The sequence below is a fragment of the Sulfitobacter sp. R18_1 genome (genome assembly GCF_017743915.1).
GTDB lineage: Bacteria > Pseudomonadota > Alphaproteobacteria > Rhodobacterales > Rhodobacteraceae > Sulfitobacter > Sulfitobacter faviae.
Window position 1 is genome coordinate 56,632 of sequence record NZ_JAGHRG010000001.1, and the last position, 21,611, is coordinate 78,242.

Here is a 21,611-nt window from a genome sequence, read left to right on the forward strand (position 1 = left end):
TGAGAAACTCAAGATAGCTTTCCTCAAACACTCTTGGAAGCAGGCGCCGAGACGATGATGTTCAAGTCGACAGATACGATGGCCATAGGAGCGCGTCTTAAAGCGATCCGCGTTGGGCTCTCCCCGCTTTCGCAGAGAGATTGGGCTCTTAAGAATGGATTTTCATCGACCCAGTACAACAACTGGGAGACCGGGATCAGGCGCATTCCGGTGGAAGCGGCCGAGCGCCTTTGTGATTTATATGACCTGACATTGGATGCGATCTATCTCGGACGCCTTGATGGGCTCTCTATACGAACGTTGCAGGTTCTCCAAACCGCTGCACCTGCAAGCCCTTTAGGCATCAATCAAAGCAATCCTCAACCACAAGAGCGATGATGCGCTCCATGAATAGAATAACTGGTGACGAAATTTATCCTTGAGGTCTTCGCTCGATCCTTTTAGAAAGGTCACAAGCAAGGAGACTGGTACTTATAAAAGGGAGATCGAGAGGTTCTTAAGCTGATGATGGTGCCAATTTACAGAGCTTGGGTGGCTACTAAAGTTTGCAGACGAGGCAAGTCTTGCCATGGTACAGCTAACCTGAATTTGGGTGGCTACTACAGGATACCCAGAGGGCGGCCCGCAGGCCGGGGGATTCAGCTACCCTGAGTATGGGTGGTTACTACAGGATCCGGGCCAAAGTTTCGAAAGTTGGATTGGATTCAGCTACCCGGACTATGGGTGGTTACTACAGGTTATAATCCGTCGCACAGCCCTCCCTACGAGATGCAGCTATCCTGATATTGGGTGGTTACTACAGGTAGTCTCTGCGGTGATGCTGACGCTGAATCGATGCAGCTACCCAGAATATGGGTGGCTACTATAGGGGTAAGCATCCACGTCGCTTTGATGGTCATGATGCAGCTACCCGGACTATGGGTGGCTACTATAGGGTGCCAAAAATCTGGTACCGTGGCCTAAACTGATCCAGCTACCCTAGATTGGGTAGCTACTACAGATGATACCGCAGGGTCTCTGTATCGATTTTAGTTGCAGCCATCTTGACTATGGGTGGCTACGAATAAAATGAAGTCTTCCCGGGTTCGATCCAATGTTGCTATCTGAAATGAGTTGCAGCATTGGACGCCCGTGCTTACTTGTTAATTTCAGCTTTCAATTTCTTCTCAGAGGCATCCGCCCAAAGCAGGAGTGCATCGGCCGCCTCTTTGGGGATCGTGGTTTGCGCCATATGCTCGGCCGCATCCCGAAGCGTCTTGATTTCGATCTCTTTAAATTTTCTGGAGAGCGTGCTCTCGCGGATAAAAGCAGGGGCGCCGTTGTCCTCAAGACTGATAGCAACCTTGCCATCAGAACATTCGCTGGGATCGAGATACACGGTGTTGCGGGCGTCCATGTCAGTATGCATTAGGAACCCGACGCAGGTTTAGACGAAATCCAAGTACATTCGTCCCCGCCGTTTTCGCAATCACATTCAGCACAGCGCTGGGCACCTTCAGGTGCGGACTTCTCGGGGGTCATAGCAGCAAAGATCTCGTTCAGTTGCGGGGCCATCTTGCGACCTACAGCGACCAGGATCGGGTTCTCTTCGCGCACCTTGCGGGCTACCCGTTCTGCTTCTTGGTTCAGGCTTTCATCGTTCATCATCTAGGTTCCTTAGGTGTTTAGGTGAGCAGGTGGATTAAGAGAGAAACCATCAAGCCAAGGACGAAGCCCAGCGCGATGAAAAGCGCGGCGCCGCCGGGGGCCTTTTCGTGACTTGCTCCATTGACGAATTGGCTCATTGTACGATTGGCGGACAAGGCCTTCATCCGGCGCTCAACCAGGTTGCCTTGACCATTAGCATCTGGGGAAGTGGCCGGTCTCGCGCAGAGGATCTCTTCACGACGCTTGCTGAGTTGAAGAATGCGGTCCATCGCATTCCTGTCACCGTCCATTACTCTACCCATGAGCGTCCTTGTCTCACGGCTGATGTCAAAAAGCTCCTGCTGTGACATAGCACCCTCCCCGTCTCGCAATACTGTGCATGTAAATACCCTACGTTTCAGCAAGCATAAAGTAAAGAATAAATGGAAACAAAACGATAGAAGATGTCGCCAATCATTGTGGCACGCCGATTAAAGCATAAAAATATGATACGTAAAACTTGACAATGCTTTCTTGTCAACAATATCCCTTAAAACAGACAAGGATATTTCCAATGTCAGACAGTAAGGTAACCTATCAACTTCTTTTTCGCTCCAAGCAAGCGATGGTAAGTGATCGACCTATCACCGAATTTGTTGGCCATGTAGAACTGCCCCGAGGCCAAGCGCGTCACGGTACGGTAACCAGCATGATGCCCTGCGCAGACGGCGCCGGTAACAACCTGCGAGAATTCTACGAGATGGGTGAAAAGATCCCATCATCTCTTTTCTTCGGTCGCGCAGTACCAGAGAACTGGGATGCTGATAATATCCTGGAGCACGTCAACTTTCGCTTGGAGACCATGGGGGACTCTGCACGTGCCATTATGATGGCCTCAGATCTTCCCGCCACGGCGCCAGACCGGGAAAGCTATCTGATTGTAGGTCAGATGGCGTCCAAAAATATGAGAATTGCCACCGGCAGTGTGCAGGTGTTCGAAGGCAAGGGAGGTCCTGATGATGGTGTTCGCTATACTGGGACTGTGGGAAGAGAGCTAAACACTGGATGGGATGTGCCCAGCCCTATTATGCTGGCGAACTCCACTATGGCTCGTGTGATCTCCACACCGATTTGGGGCAATCATGATGACCCCTTCACTTTGGGCCCCTATTTTTCGCCTAAGATCACACGAGCACTACGTGAGGCCGCCGATCATGTAGCGCGTGGCTATGAGGTTCACGAGATTCCAGAGGCGGTCACGCACCACCTTCCAGAGAACTTCAAAGCTCTGTTCTCTGATTGCGATTATGCCGACCACCTACGTGCGGTTCGGGATCACGATGAGCAGCTTCTTAAGGTTCCTTTTGGTCCCTCCTCAAGGGCTGATCTTGAACGCTACGACGAGGCCGTAGAGCTTCATCGCAGCCAGCAGATGGCAATGCCTGCCTAAGTTAATTCAGGTTTAATTAGGGCGCGGTAAGATTACAGTCTCGCGCCCTAAGCAGACTTGAAAGCAATCATGACCCTCGACCAAATTCCAGCTTTTGATCCCATCGATCTGATCGTTGTGGCGGTCTATGGTCTGATGATCGGTATGCCGCACTTCAAGTCATCGAAGGCGCTCATTCTGGCCAACGTATTCACGAACTTGATGACGGCCGTGTATTTTGGTGTTGCAGGCGCGAACACCGGTATGGCCCTCTGCCTGATCGCAGGCTTGAGCAGCCTTTCTCAATATTTCATACCGATTTCAGATCGACCCCTTATTCGCAGGATCCGACTTACTCTAGGCCTCACCGCTGGGACCATCGCAACCGCCATGTTTTATGAGGGCGCGGCTGACCTTCTGATCTGTGCTGCTATCTTTTCTCTGCGCATTTCGGAAGCAATCGCCTCCATAATTCTGCTGCGGGCTTCTATCATGATGAGCGCATTCGCCTGGATGCTTTATGCGGTCGATCATGAACTGTATTGGCTGTGCCTTGCGGAGCTGCTGACCTTCCTGTCTGCGTCCTACGCCATTTTCAGGGCCCGTAAACCGTCAGTGCAGCCAACCTAGGTAGCCGTAGAACAGAGCAGACCTTGCAATATTTCGCATATATAGAACCCAAGCATATTTTAGGAGATTTCAGATGAAGCAATTACCCGAAGGCACAATGGACGGCGTCGATGAACAGATTTTCGCGATTGGAGACATTCACGGCGAGCTGGCCTCAATGGAAGCAGCACTGGAGTATGTTCGCGAGAACCGAGACCCCTCCCGGACGTCTCACCTGATATTTTTGGGGGACCTTGTGGATCGCGGTGCAGATGGCATGAAATGCATGAAGATGGCCTGGGACGCCTGTGAGCGCACCGGTGTCGACAAGCGTACTGTCCTGATCGGCAATCATGAGATGATGATGTTCCACTCGATCACTCCGCTTGCAGATGGAAGTTATGACGATTTCATGGGGATGAACTGGGTCAAGAATGGCGGCGCCTCCGTTATACGAGAGGTGACGGAAGCCTCAGGCAGCACCAAAGGTATCGAACAGCAGGTTAGGGATGCGATCCCCGAAGGCATGCTCGAGCACATGGTAGCAAACACCCATCATCGCGCTGGTAACCTGATTTTTGTCCATGCTGGCTTAATCGCGGGCCTGGACAGTGAAGATGACCTTGCGCGTTATCTCGCCCGCCCACCAAAGATGGAGGACGGCGATAAAACACATTGGGCATGGGTTCGGGAGGACTACTTCTTGGAGTATGGTCGGGTAACTGGTTGGGGCCCTGATCGAAATCTTATCGTTGTGCATGGTCACACACCGGTCGGCACGGATCCTCAGTCCTCCGCATACACTTCCTATGTCAAAGCACACAGAAGCGGCCAAGTTTTTGAGAAGAGCGAGACCGAAATGGCACGAGCACTTCTGGAAGCACTTAATAGCTCAGATCACCATGACCTGGTTAACGAGTGTGGTCGCATAAATATGGATGGCGGATGCGGGAAGTATAAGAAGCATGCGGCGCCTGTGCCCGTGCTCCAGCTTAAGGACAACCAATATCACATTGAGATGACGCTCAGGAATGACCTGGAAAGCAAACCTCAAGCTGCGCCTTCACCATCCTGATGGGTATCCTAAGTGCCATCAGCAAAACACTCCGCTCTAATCTGCAAAAATATGACGACCACCATAGGGACAGGCTTAGGCATCAGATCGAGGAAGCGGATATCGAGAGAGGCAAAGGCGTGATGGCCAGCCTTTCTCGAGGTAGTGTCCTTGTTTCACAGGAGAAGGTTTTCCTTGGTCGGATGCTGAGATAGAATTCCATACCATGAATAGTTGACAGGATATCTTACACCGTATAATGATTAGACATACTTAAATTATTAAGCTCGCTATGGGCTTACTGATTACCGCTTGATGGAGAATGAATAGATGTTTGCGACGATTTGGCTTGCTGGAGTAGCTGTAGGCGCCTTCCATATGAATGATAGCGGCATCTGTGATGACATGATCGCAATGATGCGCGCTGATACCGACACGGCTTACGCGGAAAGCGGTCAGTTTGGATTGGCGACTGATACAGGCGCGATTTACCGTGCTGGCGACTGGTCCTACACATGTGAGGAAAACGGCGTGGAAGTGGGCGCGCTGATGGAAGCCTCCAGCTAATGAGTGATGACCGTCCTGCATATGTCTATATGCTGGCGACCTGTGATAAGGGACGCAGCAAATCGTATGTGGGGTGGACCTACGATCCGGAAGCGCGTCTGAAGGCACACAACACCGGCCGTGGAGCGAAATCCACGAAGGGTCGGGACTGGCGAATAATACACCTGGAAACCCATCCGGGTAAGTCGGAGGCAATGTCCGCCGAATGGTATCTGAAAAAAGATAAATATCGCCGCCAGAAATTGATCGCGGCAGCACGCAAGAAAGCATAAATATGAAAAAGCTCATTCAAAGCGAACGCGCCCACTCCATCCCTCCGTATTACCGCGCCACGACCTTCACGGTGAAGGTGAACCTCGACATGGTTCCTGGTGCCATGCACACAGTTGAGGATGCTGCAAAAGCAATCTTGAACACCTGCAACTACCTTCTCGCGGCAGTGGTCGACACCGCAGTAAAGCCAGGCTCCAAAGGCGTTGAGATTCAAATTTTGGGTGCGATGGACAGTGTTCGTGGAACCTGTCACCAGCCCGAGGATCACGTCAGCTTTATTAATGCCGGTGGCTACCAGCACTACATCAAGGATGTAACCTTCGATCCTGAATTCGCGCACGCCTATGTTATGCGCGGACGCTTCAATGAGATGGCCGACCAGGGCGATCTTTTCAGTACAGATGAGATCACTGGATAAGATATGTCCGCTCAGCTGCTAGACTTCTCCCAAAAAGCCCGTGCGGTCCACCTTAAGCGCCATGAATATGACGTTCGCATTGATCGTCGGACGCGCTGGGGCAACCCAGAGCCTATGGCGAACCAGTCGGATAGAGAGCGGGATCGAGTAATTGCAGTCTACCGTGATTACCTCTGGGATCAGATCAAAAAGGGGAAAGTCACCCTAGAAGACCTTGCCGCCCTTCATGGGAAGCGGCTGGGTTGCCACTGCGCGCCTAAAGCATGTCATGGCGACGTCCTCGCGAATGCTGCTCAGTGGGCCTATGCCAAACTTTATCTGGGAGCTGCCTAATGAGACGGATTTACTTAGACTGTGATGGAGTTCTGGCTGATTTTGATCGGGCCTTCCGGGAGAAGTTTAACTGCTGTCCGGTCGACTACCGTAAGAGCGTCGGCACCGATAATTTCTGGGAAGATATTGTAGATCTGGCGCCTGATTTTTATCGCAATCTTCCGCTTATGCCTGATGCCATGGAGCTTTATATGGCAGTTAGTCACCGGCGACCGATCATTCTCACGGGATGCCCTACGGGTGGCTGGTCTGAGCTACAGAAGATCCTGTGGGGACGAGATCGTTTCCCCGGCGTACCAATGATTGTATGTGCTTCCAAAGATAAGGGCATGTATTGCCAGCCTGGCGATGTACTGATCGACGACCGCACAAAATATGCGTACCTGTGGCGCGATGAAGGGGGCGTATTTATCAGTTGCGCCGCAAGACCCCTTCCTTCAGGTGGGGGTTGTAAGGCGCGTTTCCATAGAAATAAATCTTGAATCCGGTGAATTGTCATGTATATTTGCATGTAATATGACAAAGACCAAGACTCTTAAGGTTCGAATTAAGGATCGCCACGCCGCACGTCTGCGGGACATGGCGAGGTCCGTAAACATGGTCTGGAACTACATCAACGAGCTTTCTGAGAGATCCATCAGAGAGCGTGGCAAGTTTCTCTCGGCTTTCGATTTACATCCATACACCAAAGGTGCGGCCAAAGAACTAGGGTTGCATTCGCAAACACCACAGCAGGTGGCCGCTGAGTATGTACGACGCAGAAAGCAATTCAAGAAGCGGCGTCTTTCATGGCGCAAAAGCTTCGGATCGAGGCGAAATCTCGGTTGGATTCCGATCAATACCAAAGCATCGTCGTGGAAGAAGGGATGCGTTTACCATAACGGAAGGTACTACCAGGTTTGGGACAGCTATGGATTGAAGCAATATACCTTCCGATCTGCATCGTTCAGTGAGGACGCGCGGGGGCGTTGGTACTTCAACGTTGTTGTTGAGTTTGAGGCTGAACAGAGCAAAGGCACCAGATCGGTCGGAGTAGATTTGGGGTGTAAGGATGCCGTAAATACCAGCGATGGTGAGAAACTCACCGGCCGATGGTATCGAGAAGAAGAAAAGAAACTGGCCGTTGCACAACGTGCCAAAAAGAGAAGGCGTGTCGCAGCTATTCACGCAAAAGCTGTCAACCGCCGAAAGGATGCGCTTCACAAGCTGTCGCGCAAATTGGTCGATACAAATGCCGCAATCATCGTTGGCAACGTATCGTCACTTAAAATGGCTAAGACCCGTATGGCCAAGTCGGCGCTTGACGCTGGTTGGGGCATGTTCAAAACAATGCTGGAATATAAATGCGATCACGCAGGTGTTGTTTTCGAAGAGGTCAACGAAGCCTATACTTCCCAACGTTGCTCGAGCTGCAAGGATATTCCCATCAGCAGTCCGAAAGGTATGGGCAATCTTGGAATAAGGGAATGGACATGCAGCTCTTGTGGATCGGTTCATGACCGAGACACAAACGCAGCGCTAAACATTCTCGCGCTCGGGCATGAGCGTCTCGCAGGAGGAATCCCCGTCCTTTAGGGCGGGGTGGATGTCAACCACCATACTTGTGCCCAGCAATCCATCGAGCAATTGAAACAGATGAATATTATTTGAGGGTTTTATGAAAGATACTGTAGATACACCTGTCGACCTTACTGAAGGCACTCTTCCTAAAGACGCTGATGCTCGCTTTGAGGAGCTGAACGGCTCCTGTGTGGTCATCCCCAAAGGGCACTACTGCTACACAGCGCTGGGCTTTAAACGCGACGAGGCCGGTGGCCCTCCCCGCATGAGGATTAAAGCATGCCCCTATCACGCGGTTGATCCCGACCAGCCTGAGCAGCGCTCTGGTTATTGCGCCAAGCTGAAGGCTGGCGACTGGGAAGAAGAAGGGACCCGCCTGCTTTGGGACATGACCAAAGAATGTGATGTGAACTATCCTGACTGGGAAGAGGATGACGAGCTGGAAGCCGACCTACAAAAGCTCCGCACCGAAGTATCCGGAGAAACCTGATGTCGGGTGACGATCAGACGCTTCTGCCTAACAGCCGAGCAAAGATCACCAAGGGGGACGACATCTTTTTGGTGACCCTACAATGCGACAGCGAAGAGCAAGCCGAAGAGCTTAGCCACAAGCTCGCTGCTCTCATGTTCAAGGACGCCATCACCGGCCGATCCCGCGTAAAACGCCTGACACTGAGAAAGATGAACTGGTTCAAGCGTCTCAACTTCCTCTTCCTATGGAAGAAATATGAAGTTCTGAAGGTCCGCTGAAGGAAGCGATTGAATTTCGATAAGAAATCATCCAGAAACATTCGTGACCACCAAAGGAATTAATTCATGCAAGAATATAAGACTCCAAGCATCGCCTATGTCGAGAGCCGTAAGATCGTCAAATCCCTTACCAAGAAGGTCTTGATCCAGGTAGCCATTTTGGCGCTATGTCTCGTGAACCTGTATTTTATGGTTGATATCGCCAATTTCGGGTCGATGACGGATTACGTGCTGGCTGCTCTCATCTTCGCTCAGGTAGTGGCACTTGGCATCAGTCTGACATCTTGGGTGAGTGTCCGACGGTCGTCCGCTAGAATTCGAGAGTATTGCATTCGCTATGAGGAAGATCGCAACCGGGCTCTAGGGATCAAGCACTAGTCTCGGTATCGGTTGGAAGAAGAAGGGCTCGCTCACCGCATGGTAGCGAGCCCTATTTTTTTAGTAGACGAAATCGTGGATGTCGATGTTGTTGGAGTTCTGGCCAACAAGCACACACATCAGGTAATCATCATCTGGGGTCGACTGGTTACCATTGTAGGTAATTTCGACATCACTGCCAGCTTGAGAGATGCTGAACGTTTGATCAGCAATGGGATCTCTTGCTGCGGAGCCAGAAAGAAGTCGAGACACGTCGATCTTGTCGGAACCATCCAGGAAGTCCATAATTTTGGCTACCGACTTATCCCAGTGATCCATGATGAACTGGTCGTTGCCTGAACCACCATAAAGGACATCTTCTCCACCGCCGCCGGAGATGTGGTCATCACCACCCTGCCCCCGGATGACATTGGCTGAACTGTTGCCCCAGATCTTGTTGTGGCTCTCGTTCATTGTCAGAGAAGATTCACCGGCACTCTCGAGCAATCTTGCATACTCGATGTTCTCACCAGACTGGAACGCACCAAGGGCATCATACATGACAAAGTCATTGCCTTCCCCGGCATTTTCTCTGGTCTCATCATCGACATGATCGACAACGTAAACATCATCACCGATGCCACCATACATGTGATCAGAGCCTTCGCCGCCATCGAGACGGTCGTTGCCAGCATTACCAAATAGGATATCCCGGCCCGATCCGCCATCCAGTGAGTCACGACCGAGACCACCGGTCAATACATCGTCGCCAGAATTGCCGTAGATCCGGTCATCGCCCTCTTGGCCGTGCATGATGTCTCGATGCGCACCGCCAGAGATGAGATCGTTGCCCTCACCACCTTTGATGTAATCGCGACCGTAGCCTCCCGAGAGGTAATCGTCACCTCTGCCGCCTTCGATATGATCGTTGCCGGTGCCACCCAGAACATGGTCATCCCCATCGAAGCCAAACACAGTGTCGTTGCCTTCATTGCTGGTGATTTGGTTGTCACCATTCGTCCCATAAAGGCGATCATCACCACGCCCCGAGATGACGTTCTCGATACGGTTTCCGGTCACTCTGAACTGGGTACCCTCAAAGATGCTTGTGCCGCCAGCAAGAGACACTGTGACGCCCTCTGAGGTGGCTGTGAGGTTCAATGTGTCCTCACCCCCATCATGATCGCTGATGATGCCGTCAGAGGCCCCAGTTTCGATCATGCGGCCGATATCTGAGGTCACGAAGTGCATGTCGCCATTTGATATCGCATCACCATAGACAGTCAGTTCCACGTCCTTGACGGCAACGTTGGTAGGTTTATCCATCTTGGGGAGGTTGAACTCAAGGCGCCATGTACCAGCGCTTTCTTCGCCCCAGAAGGCATTTGATGTGAAGGTGAAATCAAGCTGCTTACGATTGTGGTCGATACCACTTATCAAGGCGGATCGTGTACCTTCCGGGGATATGAGAGTTGCCTCGATGACCGAGAATGCCCAGCTCCCGTAGTTCATGTTCAGCGTAACCTTGTCGATGCTGATATTGTCTTCCATGACGATATTAATGCTATCCACCCGATCCTCGAAATCGATCAACTCCGGTTCCAGATCGGAAACGACCGTTGAGCCTGTGCCTTTCATCATATTTTCTGAGGTAGACTGCTTATGCCAGTACGCTGCAAGGTTTGTAGCCGCTGTCACATCGAGAAGCCCGAAGCCATAATCGTTGCTAAAGACCATGCCTCCACCATTCCAATTATCGGCGCCATTTTCACGCCAGACATTGCCTTCCGACGCAGCAGCATCGCCAGCCATTATGTCTCCTGTGGCATCAACCTTACGAGAGCTGATCGCTAGGATTTCCTGTACATCGCGCCAGCCCAGGTCTGGGTTGGCTTCCAGCATTAGAGCTACAGCTCCTGATACCTGAGGGGCGGAGAACGAGGTGCCACGAACTGCTTCAGAGCCACCGTTGTCGCTTCCTCCATAAACATCTAGTCCGGGAGCTGATACTAGGAGATTGGACCCTTCCGAGCTGAAATAGGTATAAACACCATCCTGATCAGTGGCTCCAACGGTAATCGTACCAATGTCATTTTTAAGGTTACTGGTGTTGGACGCACCATCCTTGTTTCGTTCGTTACCGGCCGCGAAAACTACGTTCACACCCAGCCCATCACGACCTTCCGCCAGTGCCTTGTCTAGTTCGTCACCCCAGCGCGTTCCCCAGCCATGATCGTTGAAATTGTCGACGAAAGCTTTGCTCCAGCCCCAACTATTATTGAACACGTCCGACTGATGAAGACCGGCAATCCATGCTTCGTGCGTCCCCTTCCCTTCGCCAAAGGAAACACGGTTCGCGATCAGTCCAGCTTCATAGGCAACTCCAACGACACCCGTGCCGTTCGCTGCGCCCAGGGCAATTGTCGAAGTAGACGTACCATGAGCTGTGTCAGAGCCATATTTTCTCACATCGCCATCGTTAAAGGCATAGTCCCAGGAGCTATCCAAGATATTGTCGGAAATATCTCTATTGCTCGTGTTAAAGCCATCGTCAAGAAAAGCAATACTCACGCCTTTACCTGAATAGTTTTCCCATGCTCCTTCTACATTGATGCCATTCTCACTATGGAGATGCCACTGCTTACTGTAATGGGGATCGTTCTTTGGATTTCTTGGCATGTGCGCCCTTTCTCTGGTTATAGCCAAAAAGGTAGCACATACTCATTTATGAAATAGTTACGGCTCGGGAATAACGAATGGGGTGGAGAAGACAAAAAGGTCCCCGATCAATTAAGTTCGGGGGCCTTTTTGTGAGTTAATCTCAAATAATATTAAGCGAGACTTATTATTAGTCCCACTTGTCCACGTCCATGGACATCATCGGTCTCGGCTGAAGCAGAGGGTCCGTAGCCTTATCATAGACGTAGTTGCCATTCCCAACATGGCGGTATCCAGGAACCAGTGGCCCCTCAGAAACAAAGTGCTTCATGCAAGATGCTTTAGCCAAGGGTTTGCCGGGAGGGTTCAGGATCAGTGTCCAGCTTACCTGACCACCATATGTGGCTCGGGAGTACTCACAGTTCGTCTCTGGGTCAGTCCACCACTGATTAGTATAGCCCACTGGCGGAACAGCGCCCGATTTGGTTTTTGAGCCTGGCTTCAGGTAAATGTTTTGCACAACACCTACTCCCAGGCCAGTTGGCACGGCCGGGCTAGGTTTGGCACCTGAGCTGTAGTTATTGTCGGTGTAGGTCTCGCCTACCATGTCACGTACGGTATCGCTTCCAGAACAAGCACTCAATGCACCCGCTACGGCGATTGCCGCGAAAATCTTCATAGCCTTCATATTGAACTCCAATCTATCAATAATACTGAAGTTAGCGGCATTCTATTAAATCTGAGTTATGTTTACCGAGAAGAAATAGATTGTTTCAGGTATGATGAGGATACTTGGATTTTTTTAACATTGACGAATAGAATATTTCTATTTCTGTAATATATGAAATCTCATACCCTTTATTGAAAACCTTCAAGCCAACGCTTGTTTACTTGTGAGCATTTCTCATGACCCTATTGGATCGCTTTTTCGGGCCCAAAAAGTATATTTCTGTCGTCTATACCGACGAGACCCAGCGCAATCTGCGAAACTGGTGTCTTGATCACGGCATTGATTTGACGGTGAACTATGATGGTAGCTCCATTCCCGCCGAGAAATTTGTATTCCATACGACATTGATGCTCACCAAGTCGCGCCATAAGCATGTGCTCAACAGAGATGTGCCCGTGAGAGCCTGTATGGAGCAGATTGATCTCGCTCGCTTCGGGAAAGACGGCGCTGGGCTAGGCTTGCGGATTACATCAAAGCAGCTTGATCGCATGCGCCGTATCTTCGAGGTTAACCACCACATGGTTGATACCTGGTCGACCTTCGATCCCCATATCTCTCTGAGCTACAGCCACCCCGGCCAGATCCCGAGTGAGATCCCGAAGTTCCCTCTCGTGCTGAAGTCACTCACTGTCGAGGATGTCTGTCCTAGCAAGAACCTGTTCTCCTCCTTCAAGCTAAAGGATGCAGATCGTTCAATGGCAGGCGCCCATCCTGCATAGTTAACGCATAGTTTCACTTGGCATCTACACTAATTGACATGATCAGTTTGCGTGCAGTATTTGTTCTATGGGTAACCTCGATATTGATGAGGTGACTATGGGAGCAAAAAATATGACTACCAAAGAGCAGGTACTAGGGTGTCTTTCGACTGAGGGTGAAGGCATCCATGCCAGTGCGGTCTATGAGAAATTGGCCATCACTCATTATAAATGATCGCCACAAGCGGGTCGAAGTTCGCACCATCCTGAGGAATGCCTTGGATCGCGGTGAGATCACGACAGATGTTAGGTTTGCGCTTCATCGAAAGAAGCCGGTAGACCAAAAGCAAAACGCCCCCGTTTAAGGAGGCGTCCGTTCTTACTCTAAGTGGTCAAAATCATTAGGGAGATGGGGGATCATACATCTCAATCTGGGTGTTCACATAGTCGACGTAGCCAGCGCGCGTGTCGCCATTCTGGACCTCGTAGCTCCAGTCCGCCACCGGATATTCTTCGAACTCCTCATTCCCTTCTGGGGCCCAGTGTTCATATTCTCCCTGATCGGTAAGCTCGTTTCCTAGGCGTTCTTCCAGCCAGTTGATGTAACCAAGTCGCGTCTCGTCACGGACCACTTCTCGCTCCCAATCGCGAGCAGGGAATTTTGGGTGATCGTCCCAGACGGATTCAATCTCTGAGTTTCCACGCATATTAGTTCTCCTCTTTAGATTTCTCTATCAAAGGTAGCGGTCTGGGGTGCAAGCCACTACACTTAGCGCAGCTTCAAATGCCCAGTGATCGGGTCCAGTTCATCACGTTTCGCCGGGCCAAGTGCCACACAAGTCAGGGTCTTCACTCCATTAAACATGGTGCGACCTTCATCAATGATCTTGGCCGTATGAATACCAGCCTCTACAGCCTTCTCTGCTACTGCCAACAGTTCATCCTCACTGTCGACCGAGACAATGATCTTGGCTTGCGAGTTGTGATACCACTCCTGCACTACTGGATCACTGAGACGGGGGACGATGCTATCCAGAACCGCATGGCCTACCTGTCCAGACTCTTTGCCCCGCGTCATTTTTAGATCGCGCCGGACCACGATAACTTGTCGCAATTCACTTGTCATAGGTCAGCCTTTCCGCATTTCGCGCTGGATTTCACCAATCAGCAGAGCCAGGTTAGCACTGTAGTGCATATGCGCCTCAACACCCTGCGAAACACCGCCCTGATGCGCGACCAGCTTGCTTGTGAGAGAATTCAGCACGGATTGAGCACCATCACCTGCCTCAGCGGCCTTGCGCGCGTTTTCGAGGGCATAGCCGATGGCTTGGACGTTTTGCTGGACGTCGATGGCTACACGAGAACGATCCGTGACCTTTGGATTGCAGGGATCCTTCGCAGCAGCATCGACTGCATCTTCCAGAGCGCGATAAAGACGTTTGGTCTCCTGCTCAAAGTTGGCGTCCAGAAACTCGATCAGCGAAGCGATATCCATATCATTTCCTTATTAGGCATCAATCAATACATGAATATGTCGCATCTATATCATGTATTGTCAACATTATATCATAATAGATAAACGACAAAAAAGGCCGCCCCATCCCCTGGAGCGACCTTTCTTCCTGTCCCGATAGATTTCTGACCGTTGTATTGGAGCTCCTCGGCTCCCGTGTCAGTCATCGAGATACGATCTAGCAGAAGGTTCCCATAAACGCCCTGCCCTAATTGTTAAGAACTTGTAAAGATTCTGGCGATCTCGCCGTCCGAGAGTGTGGACTTCCCCGCCTCTAGAATGTCTTCACAAAGCTTTTCTACGGCCTCGGGGCCCTCACCAGCGGCTGCCTTGATGGCGGAGCTTAGCATCGTAGCAGTGTTCGTTCCAACATCGATTGCTTCCTTACTGGTCGGTGCATCTTCCTCACCCCCAACCAGCGGAACATCCTCAACCGACTGAGTTGGAATGGAAGACAACGATGCGACAAAGAGCTCGGTCAGGAAATTGCCGAAGACTGTCGTATAGACACGCAAGCGGTCGAACTCTTCCTGAAGGTTCTTGGAAACATGGGGTTTGCCGAAGTCTGCGGGATCGACACATCCGAAGTGTGTAGGGGCGCCATCGACGAAAGCCAAGTCGCTCACTTCAATGTCTGTAGAGCATGCTTCACAATACATCCAAATCTTATTTTTCTGCTCAGTAACCATGATGCCCTCTGCATTGAATAAGGATCACAATGCATACTTAACCATGTATTGTCAACTTTTATGCATTGAGTAAAAGAAAACCCCCGACGCGATTACATCGAGGGCTATCAAAACTGTATTGTCGGCAATATCTAGGTTTCGCTGGCCATCGAGAGCAAAACGTCCTTGGCTTCTTTTTTGAACTTAAAGGTAGTATCTGCCACAACGATTTCGCCCTCCGCAAGTCCGCTGGCGACCTTTTCTTTGACCTGTTCGCTGACGGCATGCACCACCGTCTTATCGAATTCTTGTGCGCCCAAAGTTGTAACAATGGCGATGTTGTTTTTGTTAGTCATATTCTTAAATTCTCCACTGAAATAGCAATGCGTTGCGCATACTATGAGTTGGTTACAGGTACGTCAAACCTCAGAGACCATAGGTGTTTTGTTCACGTTCAGCCTTACGAGCTTGCACATATCGATCAGCTTGAAGCTGGCCATAATTGTGAGATGCATCCAGGTAATCTTTATAATTAAGGTACACGCCATTTGGCAGCTGTAGAACGCAGCCGCCAAGAGCCTCCATGACCTTATCACTATGCGTCGATACGATGAACTGGTCATCCGGACGTTCGCTCACAATCTCCTTCAAAAGCGCCGCTAGGACCCATTCCTTAGCGGGCGAGAGGCCCCGTTCGGGTTCATCAATGATGTGGAGGCGCGCTTTGGATCTCTGCATGATGTCTGACAGCTGAATAATGGAAGCCTGCCCCGCAGATTTTTGCAGCACCTTGAGATGAACATCAAAGTTAGCCTCATCCATATCACCTCGGAAACCCATGTGGTCCGCAGCGAGATCAATCGCGTTGATCTGTTCTCCTGAGGCGGGCTCCGGGTGGACTACCGCCGCACTCTCTGCTGCGTTCGTCAATGACGATGGCGTCCAAGTGGATTTGAACTGGCTACGGATCAGACCAAGAAGCGTACTCTTTCCAGCCCCATTGTCTCCAACAACGACGGTTACCCGGTTCTTGAAGTCGACAGTAAACCCTTTTGGAAAGGACCGATAGGGCTCCTTGAGGGTCACAGATTGCAAGATCATATTTTTAGGTCTCAGATGATTTACAGGAAGCCGCGAGACATCACTTCTTCCAGAGTGATCTCTTTGGCATTGGTGACAGCCAGAGCAAGCTTGTCATCGAGAACATCCATATCAATGGGCTCGCCCCCAATCTTTGATGGGTTGATGGTGAACTTAATGTCCGCCACTTTACAGCCAGGATGGCGTGCTTCGAGAGCGTCAAAAGTCTTCTGCATGATTATCTCCTTTGTAATCGAACAAATATAACATGGAATCTGTAAATTTAATCATAAGCATACACGTAAAATTAAATAAGGCCACAAGAATTAACCTGTGGCCTTCCATAATTATTATGTCGTTCTATATTACGGCTTGGGCGCGCTGGGCTTCATCTCGTTCACAGCATTCTCTAGCGCATCCATCAGGCCGTGACCACAGGACCACTCGCGGCCGACACGCACGATAAACTCACGCGTAGCATCATCTTCGCCAACTTTCAGTACCTGACCGGTCTCGGTAGCAATGGCAAACAGTTCACACAGGTTATCGAAAGCCTCAGCTTTCTCGTCGATCATCGTTGCTTTGAGTACTTGGGCGTCAACTTCGTAGTTGCTCAGAGCTTCTGATAAGGTGGCGCCCATGACTGAACGGTTCTCACCACTAACCCGGACCTTCGAGAGGTCTTCAGTCATCTCGATCTTGATCGTCTCGCTCGTGCCGTTACCGACATATCCACATGCATTGCTTAGGTTTTCATAGCCCAGCGCCTTATGGTGCATCTCAACCAAGCGTGCGGTATGGGTGTCCAGATTGTCTTCAGTCATAATACTTCTCCTAAAATATGATAAATATGATCCCTATCAGAGATAGAGATACCACCCCGGCCGCAAGCTTCCAGCTCAGCTATGAGAGGTTGCCTGATTTCGCATCCATTGAGATGCCACGGCTTCGTTCTGGGCCTGCACGTGACACAAGCGATCCTGCATCGCCATGATAGACTGCGCCCAGAACGAGAAGCTTCCTGTCACCATCAGGATCAGTGCCCATAGGGCTCTATCAGTGACGAGAAAGACTTCACCCATCTCCTTTATGAACATGATCTCTTTAGCCATTAGGAGAAGCCCTAAAGCCAGAAGAATGGCCCCAATAACACTTATACTGGGAATCCGTTTTTTGTTGCTCTGCATCAAACCTTGCCGTCTTGTCTTGTATTTTTGCTCTATCTACAGTTCTGAGACCTGACTTCAAGCACAAATGTGCAGAAACAGGCGTTATCAATTGACCTAGGCCAACTTTTGAGGTATATAATCTTCACTCGCTTTGCTGCGGGCCAGGGGGTCGCGCGAGCCTATGGCAATCACCATGGAGCTTTGAGAGTCTAAACGAGGGGTAAGGTCTTCATGGACCTTACCCCTTTTTAATGAGGGAGCTTTCAATCGGTCGGACGCTCACTTTCAATCTGTCGCCAGCAGCCGGAAGTTGATGTTTGATTATTGCTTCCAAGATATGATTTAACCATCAACATCATATAAAATTAGCGGATCACAACTATGGCCAAGCGCTCAATATCTCAAAGACTTAAAGAATTCCTCTCTCGTCCTCCGCAGACGGACAGCGTTGTGATGTCGAAGTCGGCCCCTAATGCGATACCTGAGGACACCGCAGGTGACCAAGCCAGCCCTGAGAGAAATCTGATCACCGAGACCTATCATTTAATCAAGAAAGCGCACTCAGATACGTTATCTCTCGTTTTGCTAAAAAGAACGCTCAAAGAACAGTTTGACCGTCAGAAGTCGGGAGGGCATCTGAGGCACCTCGAGCTGGAAGATTTCGAGACCACTTGTGCTGTCTCTAAGATCACTGGGCACGGAAATGATGCTGATCGCTATGGTCTAACTGAAGGCGACATCCGCCTCGAAACAAAGATGTCGGGGGCAGGATGGTACGCAGAGCTATCCTACAAAGACACCAAATTGCTTAAAGATGATCTCGCCGCATGGCACCATGGTGGACCAGCCGTAATGAAGCTCTCGGGCATCAATCCAAATAATGAGGTAAGAGCACGCATATTGGACAAAGTTTTCATTCCACTTTGTGACAAGCTGAGCCTTCAGGTCGAGGGTCTTCGTGCGGTGACTGAGAAAAACAACGGTTTGATCGCTAAGGCCGACCTTACCTGGGCAACCTATCGTCTTCGCAAGACCGAATACGAGAAATTATCTAAACCGGACTATGTGCGACGAGAGGACGCGACGCCTGAGATCCTTGCCGATAAACTAGATGAAATGATGGATCTTCTTCAGGATATACCTGAGGATAAGAGACCTTTGAAAATTGATACTGAAGGCAGCCATCTTTTTCCAGCCACGTTAAGGGATACCTATCATATTGACGTGGCTGGAACGGATGTTTCGATTGAAATTCAAGGCGGAAGGTCTTGGCGAGAATCTCTCTATGTAGGAGCGGCGTCGATAAAATTCTCAGGCCATACGATCTTCGCAATGGAGGTGCAGAACAATAATATACCTGAAGATCAGGATACTGAAACCTTGTACAAAGTCAAAAACGACGTAATGGCGGACGCAGATTTTATTCGACAGGTCATGGATAAAGTTTTGGCCCCTGTTGCCGACTCCCTCAAGTCCACTCGCGACATGTACGATGCCGAGAGTGAGGCAGCCATCGAAGCTGCGGCAGAAGAGCTTTCCTCGGCTCCTTCGTTTGGTGGACCCTAAGATGGAAAATATGAAAGAGCCTTCCTCCACGGCTATCGCCGATGTCGTGTTAGAGGGCTTTCGGGCCTTCGAGAGGGAGTTCACACGCAACCCTGAAGACATGTACATCAATGGCGAGCCGATGTGCCATATCGCTGAGACGACCATGTATTCCAGAGGTAACAACCCAATCAGGATTGCGATGGTTTACCGACCTGACAACACGATCTTCATGCAGTCCAAATTCAATAATGGGACAGCCTACCCCACCGGTCGGCGCCCGAGCTTAGACAGCCTAAAAAATGCTGTGGTAGCTTTTCTGCAAAGGGAGATCACCCAGGTTGGAGGCTCCAATTACATTCTGGAACAGCCCACCTTTCAAAATGTAGAAGCCAACTTCCAGATTGTAAGAAAACCAACCGGTGGGTTCAAAGAGAACCTCATGTCGGTATCCCCTGCCCCTACCGAGCGACCGCAGCCAGGAACTGGTCTAATCGCCCACTAAACCGGTTATGGCGCGCACTCGATTAGATGGGTCGCTGACTGCAACATCTGTGCCAGATCCTCTACGCTTTTCTCAGTGCCACGATTGGCTTCTGTGTAGTTGATACCATTAGACATCAGGAAGACCTTAGCGAGATCACCACGAACGGCAAAATTGACGTTCTGAGCGATGTCCCCGGTAAGGTCAGCAATCTCCACAGTATTAAGCTTGGATACCACCACACCCACAACGTTGCCGAACCGGTTAACGGCCGGTCCCCCGCTATTGCCTGGCTGTACGGGGGCTGAGATCTGAAGATTGGTTTCATCTCCTCGCAGGCCCTTGAGGGCAGATATGGACCCCCTGCTGACATTCAGGCCACCAAGAAGGCCATGTAGAGGATAACCGGCAATAGTGATGTCCGCATTCAATCCAACACTGTCTGAGGCAAACCGTAGAGGCTCGCCAAGGTCCACTCCCCTGACAGACACGGCGGCCAAGTCAAAAATATTACTGGAGACTATTAGATCGGCGCGGTGACCATTTACATTGATAGAGGAGCACTCCTCCACCACGTGAGCATTGGTTAGAAGCACGCCATCCTCATTGATGAGAAATCCGGTGCCAGTACCGCCCTCCCGGCTTTTCGGCTCGGGTTGGCTTGGTGACTGGGAAACGCCCACCTGCGGCTCAGGTTCAGTTTTGGATTCCTCAAACTCATCCAGAAGCTTCATGGCATGGGTCATCAGAGTGCTGTTTTCAGGGGGAATAAGGCTTCCAAACGTATCCGTGGAGATGCTGGATACCATCAGATTAAGCTCATTGCTGCTATCTGACCCTCCTGTGATGAATACAGTCGACCAAGTTCCTCGGATCAGCTCGCTTCTGACGTAGACAGACAGACCCCTGGGATCCGTCGTCGAAGTAACCCACCTTGTGCGCTTGCGTACCTTATAGATGTCACTTGGCGTCACGCTCTTGCTCTCAGCAAAATTATGAACCGATACGAGCTCGCTATTTATAAGGTCGTTAGCGATTAGTTGCAAATTGAGATCGCTATGATCCCACTGCTTATACAAACCGTCACTTTCCGTGAGCCTCATCTTTTTGACGGGCATCATCAAGTTCATTGCAAGGCCTTCCATAGGGATTTGCTCCCAACCTTCGCTATCGATAGCAACGATGAAGTCTATTACGAGAGCTGCGGCATGAGAATTGGAAGGTTCTTCGTTGAACTTATCACGCGTGAACGCCTCTAATGAAGATTGGCTGCCCCTGCCCCAGGCACCATCCAAAAGTCCAGAATAGTATCCCGCTAGAGCCAGACTGCCTTGCAAGAAGCGTTTCTCGACAACCGACATGGGACGCGCATCAAAATCACCCCACAGGTCGGTAGATGGTGCCCCTGACGACGCTGTTCGCCAGTTGATCTCCTTTAAGAAGCTGGAGCCGCTGGTGCAGTAGGTGTCTGAAGGCATCGTGGCTCTCCGCACACCGTTTGAGATGATGCCTTCAGATGCTGATTTTGCGACCACACCAACTGTGATCGCAAACCAATTGTTAGAACTGAGAAAGACCCGGGCGCGTTCGTGATAGCCATTCTCCGATATCCACGCTCGCGCCTCGGGCAGTGTGGGCCTGGCAGCGACAACGACAGCGCAGTTTTGTGAACCAAATAGGGGTTCGGACCAAGCAGGTACTGAAGATACCGCAAGGAAAACAGGTAGGGCTACAGAGGCGGGTCTAATGAACATGGCTGAAAGCCTATCAAAGCTTACAGCCATATCAAGTGATTATCGATGCCCCAGAATAGAAGTTGCTATTAAGCTGCGTTTAGCTCAGAGCTTCTTTTCTTATAGGTCGTGAAAACAGTTCGGGCGGTATCCAGTCCTACTTGGAACTCTTTAGTTGTGAACTCTCTAGACAGGAAATGCGTCCTCTTTTTACCGTCGCTGTCTACGTGTACGACGTAGGTTTCCCATCCCGCCAGATAGTCATCCTCGGTTCGCACCACGAAGAAGCATTCGTCTGACCCTTCTCTGATTGAGCATTTCAGGGTGGCATGGTCATTATCAAGATGGAAGCAGTCT

The 21,611-nt window shown here is 50.6% G+C and carries 31 protein-coding genes; 16 read left to right on the top strand and 15 right to left on the bottom strand.

What is annotated here, in order from left to right; all coding sequences use genetic code 11:
* The first annotated feature begins 54 nt into the window (after positions 1-54).
* Entirely contained in the window at positions 55-378 is a 324-nt protein-coding gene (locus J7392_RS00365) for a helix-turn-helix transcriptional regulator (protein ID WP_209215594.1), read from the top strand.
* 757 nt (positions 379-1,135) lie between these two features.
* Here J7392_RS00365 and J7392_RS00370 read toward each other — a convergent pair.
* The 3 genes from J7392_RS00370 to J7392_RS00380 are packed head-to-tail and all read right to left on the bottom strand — an operon-like array spanning position 1,136 to position 1,997.
* Positions 1,136-1,396, bottom strand: coding sequence for a hypothetical protein (locus J7392_RS00370; protein WP_209215595.1), 261 nt, complete (start codon positions 1,394-1,396; stop codon positions 1,136-1,138).
* Between the two features lie 11 nt (positions 1,397-1,407).
* Complete coding sequence (locus tag J7392_RS00375; RefSeq protein ID WP_209215596.1) at positions 1,408-1,647, bottom strand: hypothetical protein; 240 nt, start codon at positions 1,645-1,647, stop codon at positions 1,408-1,410.
* Positions 1,648-1,664: 17 nt separating this feature from the next.
* Positions 1,665-1,997, bottom strand: a complete 333-nt coding sequence (locus tag J7392_RS00380) for a hypothetical protein (RefSeq protein WP_209215597.1) — start codon at positions 1,995-1,997, stop codon at positions 1,665-1,667.
* 203 nt (positions 1,998-2,200) lie between these two features.
* Here J7392_RS00380 and J7392_RS00385 point away from each other — a divergent pair, with 203 nt between their 5' ends.
* The 12 genes from J7392_RS00385 (at position 2,201) to J7392_RS00440 (ending at position 8,997) form a co-directional block, all read left to right on the top strand.
* Positions 2,201-3,076 (top strand): hypothetical protein, encoded by an 876-nt coding sequence (locus tag J7392_RS00385; protein ID WP_209215598.1) that lies wholly within the window; start codon positions 2,201-2,203, stop codon positions 3,074-3,076.
* Between the two features lie 69 nt (positions 3,077-3,145).
* The gene (locus J7392_RS00390) at positions 3,146-3,685 is read left to right on the top strand and encodes a YgjV family protein (RefSeq protein ID WP_209215599.1); all 540 of its coding nucleotides are present in this window, start codon (positions 3,146-3,148) and stop codon (positions 3,683-3,685) included.
* 73 nt (positions 3,686-3,758) lie between these two features.
* Positions 3,759-4,739, top strand: a complete 981-nt coding sequence (locus tag J7392_RS00395) for a metallophosphoesterase (protein ID WP_209215600.1) — start codon at positions 3,759-3,761, stop codon at positions 4,737-4,739.
* Between the two features lie 309 nt (positions 4,740-5,048).
* Positions 5,049-5,285, top strand: a complete 237-nt coding sequence (locus J7392_RS00400) for a hypothetical protein (RefSeq protein ID WP_209215601.1) — start codon at positions 5,049-5,051, stop codon at positions 5,283-5,285.
* Entirely contained in the window at positions 5,285-5,557 is a 273-nt protein-coding gene (locus tag J7392_RS00405; RefSeq protein ID WP_209215602.1) for a GIY-YIG nuclease family protein, read from the top strand. Before J7392_RS00400 ends, J7392_RS00405 begins: the two co-directional genes overlap by 1 nt.
* A 2-nt stretch (positions 5,558-5,559) precedes the next feature.
* Complete coding sequence (locus J7392_RS00410) at positions 5,560-5,976, top strand: hypothetical protein (RefSeq protein ID WP_209215603.1); 417 nt, start codon at positions 5,560-5,562, stop codon at positions 5,974-5,976.
* 3 nt (positions 5,977-5,979) lie between these two features.
* A complete protein-coding gene (locus J7392_RS00415) occupies positions 5,980-6,309 on the top strand; it encodes a DUF4326 domain-containing protein (protein WP_209215604.1) in 330 nt (109 codons plus the stop codon).
* Positions 6,309-6,791 (top strand): hypothetical protein, encoded by a 483-nt coding sequence (locus J7392_RS00420; protein WP_209215605.1) that lies wholly within the window; start codon positions 6,309-6,311, stop codon positions 6,789-6,791. The genes J7392_RS00415 and J7392_RS00420 overlap by 1 nt, the downstream gene beginning before the upstream one ends.
* 34 nt (positions 6,792-6,825) lie before the next feature.
* A complete protein-coding gene (locus J7392_RS00425) occupies positions 6,826-7,884 on the top strand; it encodes a transposase (RefSeq protein ID WP_247744442.1) in 1,059 nt (352 codons plus the stop codon).
* Between the two features lie 82 nt (positions 7,885-7,966).
* Positions 7,967-8,359: a hypothetical protein gene (locus tag J7392_RS00430; protein WP_209215607.1), complete on the top strand. Its 393-nt coding sequence runs from the start codon at positions 7,967-7,969 to the stop codon at positions 8,357-8,359.
* Positions 8,359-8,619 (top strand): hypothetical protein, encoded by a 261-nt coding sequence (locus J7392_RS00435; RefSeq protein WP_209215608.1) that lies wholly within the window; start codon positions 8,359-8,361, stop codon positions 8,617-8,619. Before J7392_RS00430 ends, J7392_RS00435 begins: the two co-directional genes overlap by 1 nt.
* A 66-nt stretch (positions 8,620-8,685) precedes the next feature.
* On the top strand, positions 8,686-8,997 hold the full coding sequence (locus tag J7392_RS00440; RefSeq protein ID WP_209215609.1) for a hypothetical protein: 312 nt from the start codon (positions 8,686-8,688) through the stop codon (positions 8,995-8,997).
* A gap of 60 nt (positions 8,998-9,057) precedes the next feature.
* On the opposite strand, the gene J7392_RS00445 is transcribed toward J7392_RS00440, so the two are convergent.
* Together J7392_RS00445 and J7392_RS00450 are read right to left on the bottom strand one after the other, a co-directional pair.
* Positions 9,058-11,655 (bottom strand): S8 family serine peptidase, encoded by a 2,598-nt coding sequence (locus tag J7392_RS00445; RefSeq protein WP_209215610.1) that lies wholly within the window; start codon positions 11,653-11,655, stop codon positions 9,058-9,060.
* Between the two features lie 169 nt (positions 11,656-11,824).
* On the bottom strand, positions 11,825-12,322 hold the full coding sequence (locus J7392_RS00450) for a hypothetical protein (protein WP_209215611.1): 498 nt from the start codon (positions 12,320-12,322) through the stop codon (positions 11,825-11,827).
* A 218-nt stretch (positions 12,323-12,540) separates the two neighbouring features.
* Between J7392_RS00450 and J7392_RS00455 the strand changes: the two genes are divergently transcribed.
* A complete protein-coding gene (locus tag J7392_RS00455) occupies positions 12,541-13,083 on the top strand; it encodes a hypothetical protein (protein ID WP_209215612.1) in 543 nt (180 codons plus the stop codon).
* A 380-nt stretch (positions 13,084-13,463) separates the two neighbouring features.
* Here the strand turns inward: J7392_RS00455 and J7392_RS00460 are convergent, their stop codons facing one another.
* The 9 genes from J7392_RS00460 to J7392_RS00500 all read right to left on the bottom strand — a co-directional run bounded on the left by J7392_RS00460 (position 13,464) and on the right by J7392_RS00500 (position 17,435).
* Positions 13,464-13,769, bottom strand: a complete 306-nt coding sequence (locus J7392_RS00460; RefSeq protein WP_209215613.1) for a hypothetical protein — start codon at positions 13,767-13,769, stop codon at positions 13,464-13,466.
* 62 nt (positions 13,770-13,831) lie between these two features.
* Positions 13,832-14,188, bottom strand: coding sequence for an aminoacyl-tRNA hydrolase (gene pth2, locus J7392_RS00465; RefSeq protein ID WP_209215614.1), 357 nt, complete (start codon positions 14,186-14,188; stop codon positions 13,832-13,834).
* A gap of 3 nt (positions 14,189-14,191) precedes the next feature.
* Complete coding sequence (locus J7392_RS00470) at positions 14,192-14,557, bottom strand: hypothetical protein (protein WP_209215615.1); 366 nt, start codon at positions 14,555-14,557, stop codon at positions 14,192-14,194.
* Positions 14,558-14,790: 233 nt separating this feature from the next.
* Positions 14,791-15,264: a hypothetical protein gene (locus tag J7392_RS00475; RefSeq protein ID WP_209215616.1), complete on the bottom strand. Its 474-nt coding sequence runs from the start codon at positions 15,262-15,264 to the stop codon at positions 14,791-14,793.
* Between the two features lie 131 nt (positions 15,265-15,395).
* A complete protein-coding gene (locus J7392_RS00480; RefSeq protein ID WP_209215617.1) occupies positions 15,396-15,599 on the bottom strand; it encodes a hypothetical protein in 204 nt (67 codons plus the stop codon).
* Between the two features lie 70 nt (positions 15,600-15,669).
* Positions 15,670-16,344, bottom strand: a complete 675-nt coding sequence (locus J7392_RS00485) for an AAA family ATPase (RefSeq protein WP_209215618.1) — start codon at positions 16,342-16,344, stop codon at positions 15,670-15,672.
* 20 nt (positions 16,345-16,364) lie between these two features.
* Positions 16,365-16,559, bottom strand: a complete 195-nt coding sequence (locus J7392_RS00490) for a hypothetical protein (protein WP_209215619.1) — start codon at positions 16,557-16,559, stop codon at positions 16,365-16,367.
* 129 nt (positions 16,560-16,688) lie between these two features.
* Complete coding sequence (locus tag J7392_RS00495) at positions 16,689-17,147, bottom strand: hypothetical protein (protein WP_209215620.1); 459 nt, start codon at positions 17,145-17,147, stop codon at positions 16,689-16,691.
* A gap of 75 nt (positions 17,148-17,222) precedes the next feature.
* Positions 17,223-17,435, bottom strand: a complete 213-nt coding sequence (locus tag J7392_RS00500) for a hypothetical protein (protein WP_209215621.1) — start codon at positions 17,433-17,435, stop codon at positions 17,223-17,225.
* 438 nt (positions 17,436-17,873) lie between these two features.
* Here J7392_RS00500 and J7392_RS00505 point away from each other — a divergent pair, with 438 nt between their 5' ends.
* Together J7392_RS00505 and J7392_RS00510 are read left to right on the top strand one after the other, a co-directional pair.
* Positions 17,874-19,058 carry a hypothetical protein gene (locus tag J7392_RS00505; protein ID WP_209215622.1) on the top strand — a complete coding sequence of 395 codons (1,185 nt, stop codon included), beginning with the start codon at positions 17,874-17,876 and terminating at the stop codon, positions 19,056-19,058.
* A 1-nt stretch (position 19,059) separates the two neighbouring features.
* Complete coding sequence (locus J7392_RS00510) at positions 19,060-19,542, top strand: hypothetical protein (RefSeq protein WP_209215623.1); 483 nt, start codon at positions 19,060-19,062, stop codon at positions 19,540-19,542.
* 5 nt (positions 19,543-19,547) lie between these two features.
* Here J7392_RS00510 and J7392_RS00515 read toward each other — a convergent pair whose 3' ends face one another.
* A complete protein-coding gene (locus J7392_RS00515; RefSeq protein ID WP_209215624.1) occupies positions 19,548-21,275 on the bottom strand; it encodes a serine protease in 1,728 nt (575 codons plus the stop codon).
* Positions 21,276-21,611: the final 336 nt, after the last annotated feature.

Excerpts from the sequence above, each read along its gene's own strand:
- J7392_RS00385 (WP_209215598.1), top strand. The coding sequence starts at position 2,201 with ATGTCAGACAGTAAGGTAACCTATCAACTTCTTTTTCGCTCCAAGCAA.
- pth2 (WP_209215614.1), bottom strand. The coding sequence starts at position 14,188 with ATGACAAGTGAATTGCGACAAGTTATCGTGGTCCGGCGCGATCTAAAA.
- J7392_RS00380 (WP_209215597.1), bottom strand. The coding sequence starts at position 1,997 with ATGTCACAGCAGGAGCTTTTTGACATCAGCCGTGAGACAAGGACGCTC.
- J7392_RS00485 (WP_209215618.1), bottom strand. The coding sequence starts at position 16,344 with ATGATCTTGCAATCTGTGACCCTCAAGGAGCCCTATCGGTCCTTTCCA.
- J7392_RS00510 (WP_209215623.1), top strand. The coding sequence starts at position 19,060 with ATGGAAAATATGAAAGAGCCTTCCTCCACGGCTATCGCCGATGTCGTG.
- J7392_RS00395 (WP_209215600.1), top strand. The coding sequence starts at position 3,759 with ATGAAGCAATTACCCGAAGGCACAATGGACGGCGTCGATGAACAGATT.
- J7392_RS00440 (WP_209215609.1), top strand. The coding sequence starts at position 8,686 with ATGCAAGAATATAAGACTCCAAGCATCGCCTATGTCGAGAGCCGTAAG.
- J7392_RS00450 (WP_209215611.1), bottom strand. The coding sequence starts at position 12,322 with ATGAAGGCTATGAAGATTTTCGCGGCAATCGCCGTAGCGGGTGCATTG.
- J7392_RS00435 (WP_209215608.1), top strand. The coding sequence starts at position 8,359 with ATGTCGGGTGACGATCAGACGCTTCTGCCTAACAGCCGAGCAAAGATC.
- J7392_RS00455 (WP_209215612.1), top strand. The coding sequence starts at position 12,541 with ATGACCCTATTGGATCGCTTTTTCGGGCCCAAAAAGTATATTTCTGTC.
- J7392_RS00370 (WP_209215595.1), bottom strand. The coding sequence starts at position 1,396 with ATGGACGCCCGCAACACCGTGTATCTCGATCCCAGCGAATGTTCTGAT.
- J7392_RS00410 (WP_209215603.1), top strand. The coding sequence starts at position 5,560 with ATGAAAAAGCTCATTCAAAGCGAACGCGCCCACTCCATCCCTCCGTAT.
- J7392_RS00425 (WP_247744442.1), top strand. The coding sequence starts at position 6,826 with ATGACAAAGACCAAGACTCTTAAGGTTCGAATTAAGGATCGCCACGCC.
- J7392_RS00400 (WP_209215601.1), top strand. The coding sequence starts at position 5,049 with ATGTTTGCGACGATTTGGCTTGCTGGAGTAGCTGTAGGCGCCTTCCAT.
- J7392_RS00475 (WP_209215616.1), bottom strand. The coding sequence starts at position 15,264 with ATGGTTACTGAGCAGAAAAATAAGATTTGGATGTATTGTGAAGCATGC.
- J7392_RS00445 (WP_209215610.1), bottom strand. The coding sequence starts at position 11,655 with ATGCCAAGAAATCCAAAGAACGATCCCCATTACAGTAAGCAGTGGCAT.
- J7392_RS00460 (WP_209215613.1), bottom strand. The coding sequence starts at position 13,769 with ATGCGTGGAAACTCAGAGATTGAATCCGTCTGGGACGATCACCCAAAA.
- J7392_RS00405 (WP_209215602.1), top strand. The coding sequence starts at position 5,285 with ATGAGTGATGACCGTCCTGCATATGTCTATATGCTGGCGACCTGTGAT.
- J7392_RS00470 (WP_209215615.1), bottom strand. The coding sequence starts at position 14,557 with ATGGATATCGCTTCGCTGATCGAGTTTCTGGACGCCAACTTTGAGCAG.
- J7392_RS00420 (WP_209215605.1), top strand. The coding sequence starts at position 6,309 with ATGAGACGGATTTACTTAGACTGTGATGGAGTTCTGGCTGATTTTGAT.
- J7392_RS00365 (WP_209215594.1), top strand. The coding sequence starts at position 55 with ATGATGTTCAAGTCGACAGATACGATGGCCATAGGAGCGCGTCTTAAA.
- J7392_RS00375 (WP_209215596.1), bottom strand. The coding sequence starts at position 1,647 with ATGATGAACGATGAAAGCCTGAACCAAGAAGCAGAACGGGTAGCCCGC.
- J7392_RS00430 (WP_209215607.1), top strand. The coding sequence starts at position 7,967 with ATGAAAGATACTGTAGATACACCTGTCGACCTTACTGAAGGCACTCTT.
- J7392_RS00515 (WP_209215624.1), bottom strand. The coding sequence starts at position 21,275 with ATGTTCATTAGACCCGCCTCTGTAGCCCTACCTGTTTTCCTTGCGGTA.
- J7392_RS00500 (WP_209215621.1), bottom strand. The coding sequence starts at position 17,435 with ATGGCTAAAGAGATCATGTTCATAAAGGAGATGGGTGAAGTCTTTCTC.
- J7392_RS00415 (WP_209215604.1), top strand. The coding sequence starts at position 5,980 with ATGTCCGCTCAGCTGCTAGACTTCTCCCAAAAAGCCCGTGCGGTCCAC.
- J7392_RS00390 (WP_209215599.1), top strand. The coding sequence starts at position 3,146 with ATGACCCTCGACCAAATTCCAGCTTTTGATCCCATCGATCTGATCGTT.
- J7392_RS00505 (WP_209215622.1), top strand. The coding sequence starts at position 17,874 with ATGGCCAAGCGCTCAATATCTCAAAGACTTAAAGAATTCCTCTCTCGT.
- J7392_RS00495 (WP_209215620.1), bottom strand. The coding sequence starts at position 17,147 with ATGACTGAAGACAATCTGGACACCCATACCGCACGCTTGGTTGAGATG.
- J7392_RS00490 (WP_209215619.1), bottom strand. The coding sequence starts at position 16,559 with ATGCAGAAGACTTTTGACGCTCTCGAAGCACGCCATCCTGGCTGTAAA.
- J7392_RS00480 (WP_209215617.1), bottom strand. The coding sequence starts at position 15,599 with ATGACTAACAAAAACAACATCGCCATTGTTACAACTTTGGGCGCACAA.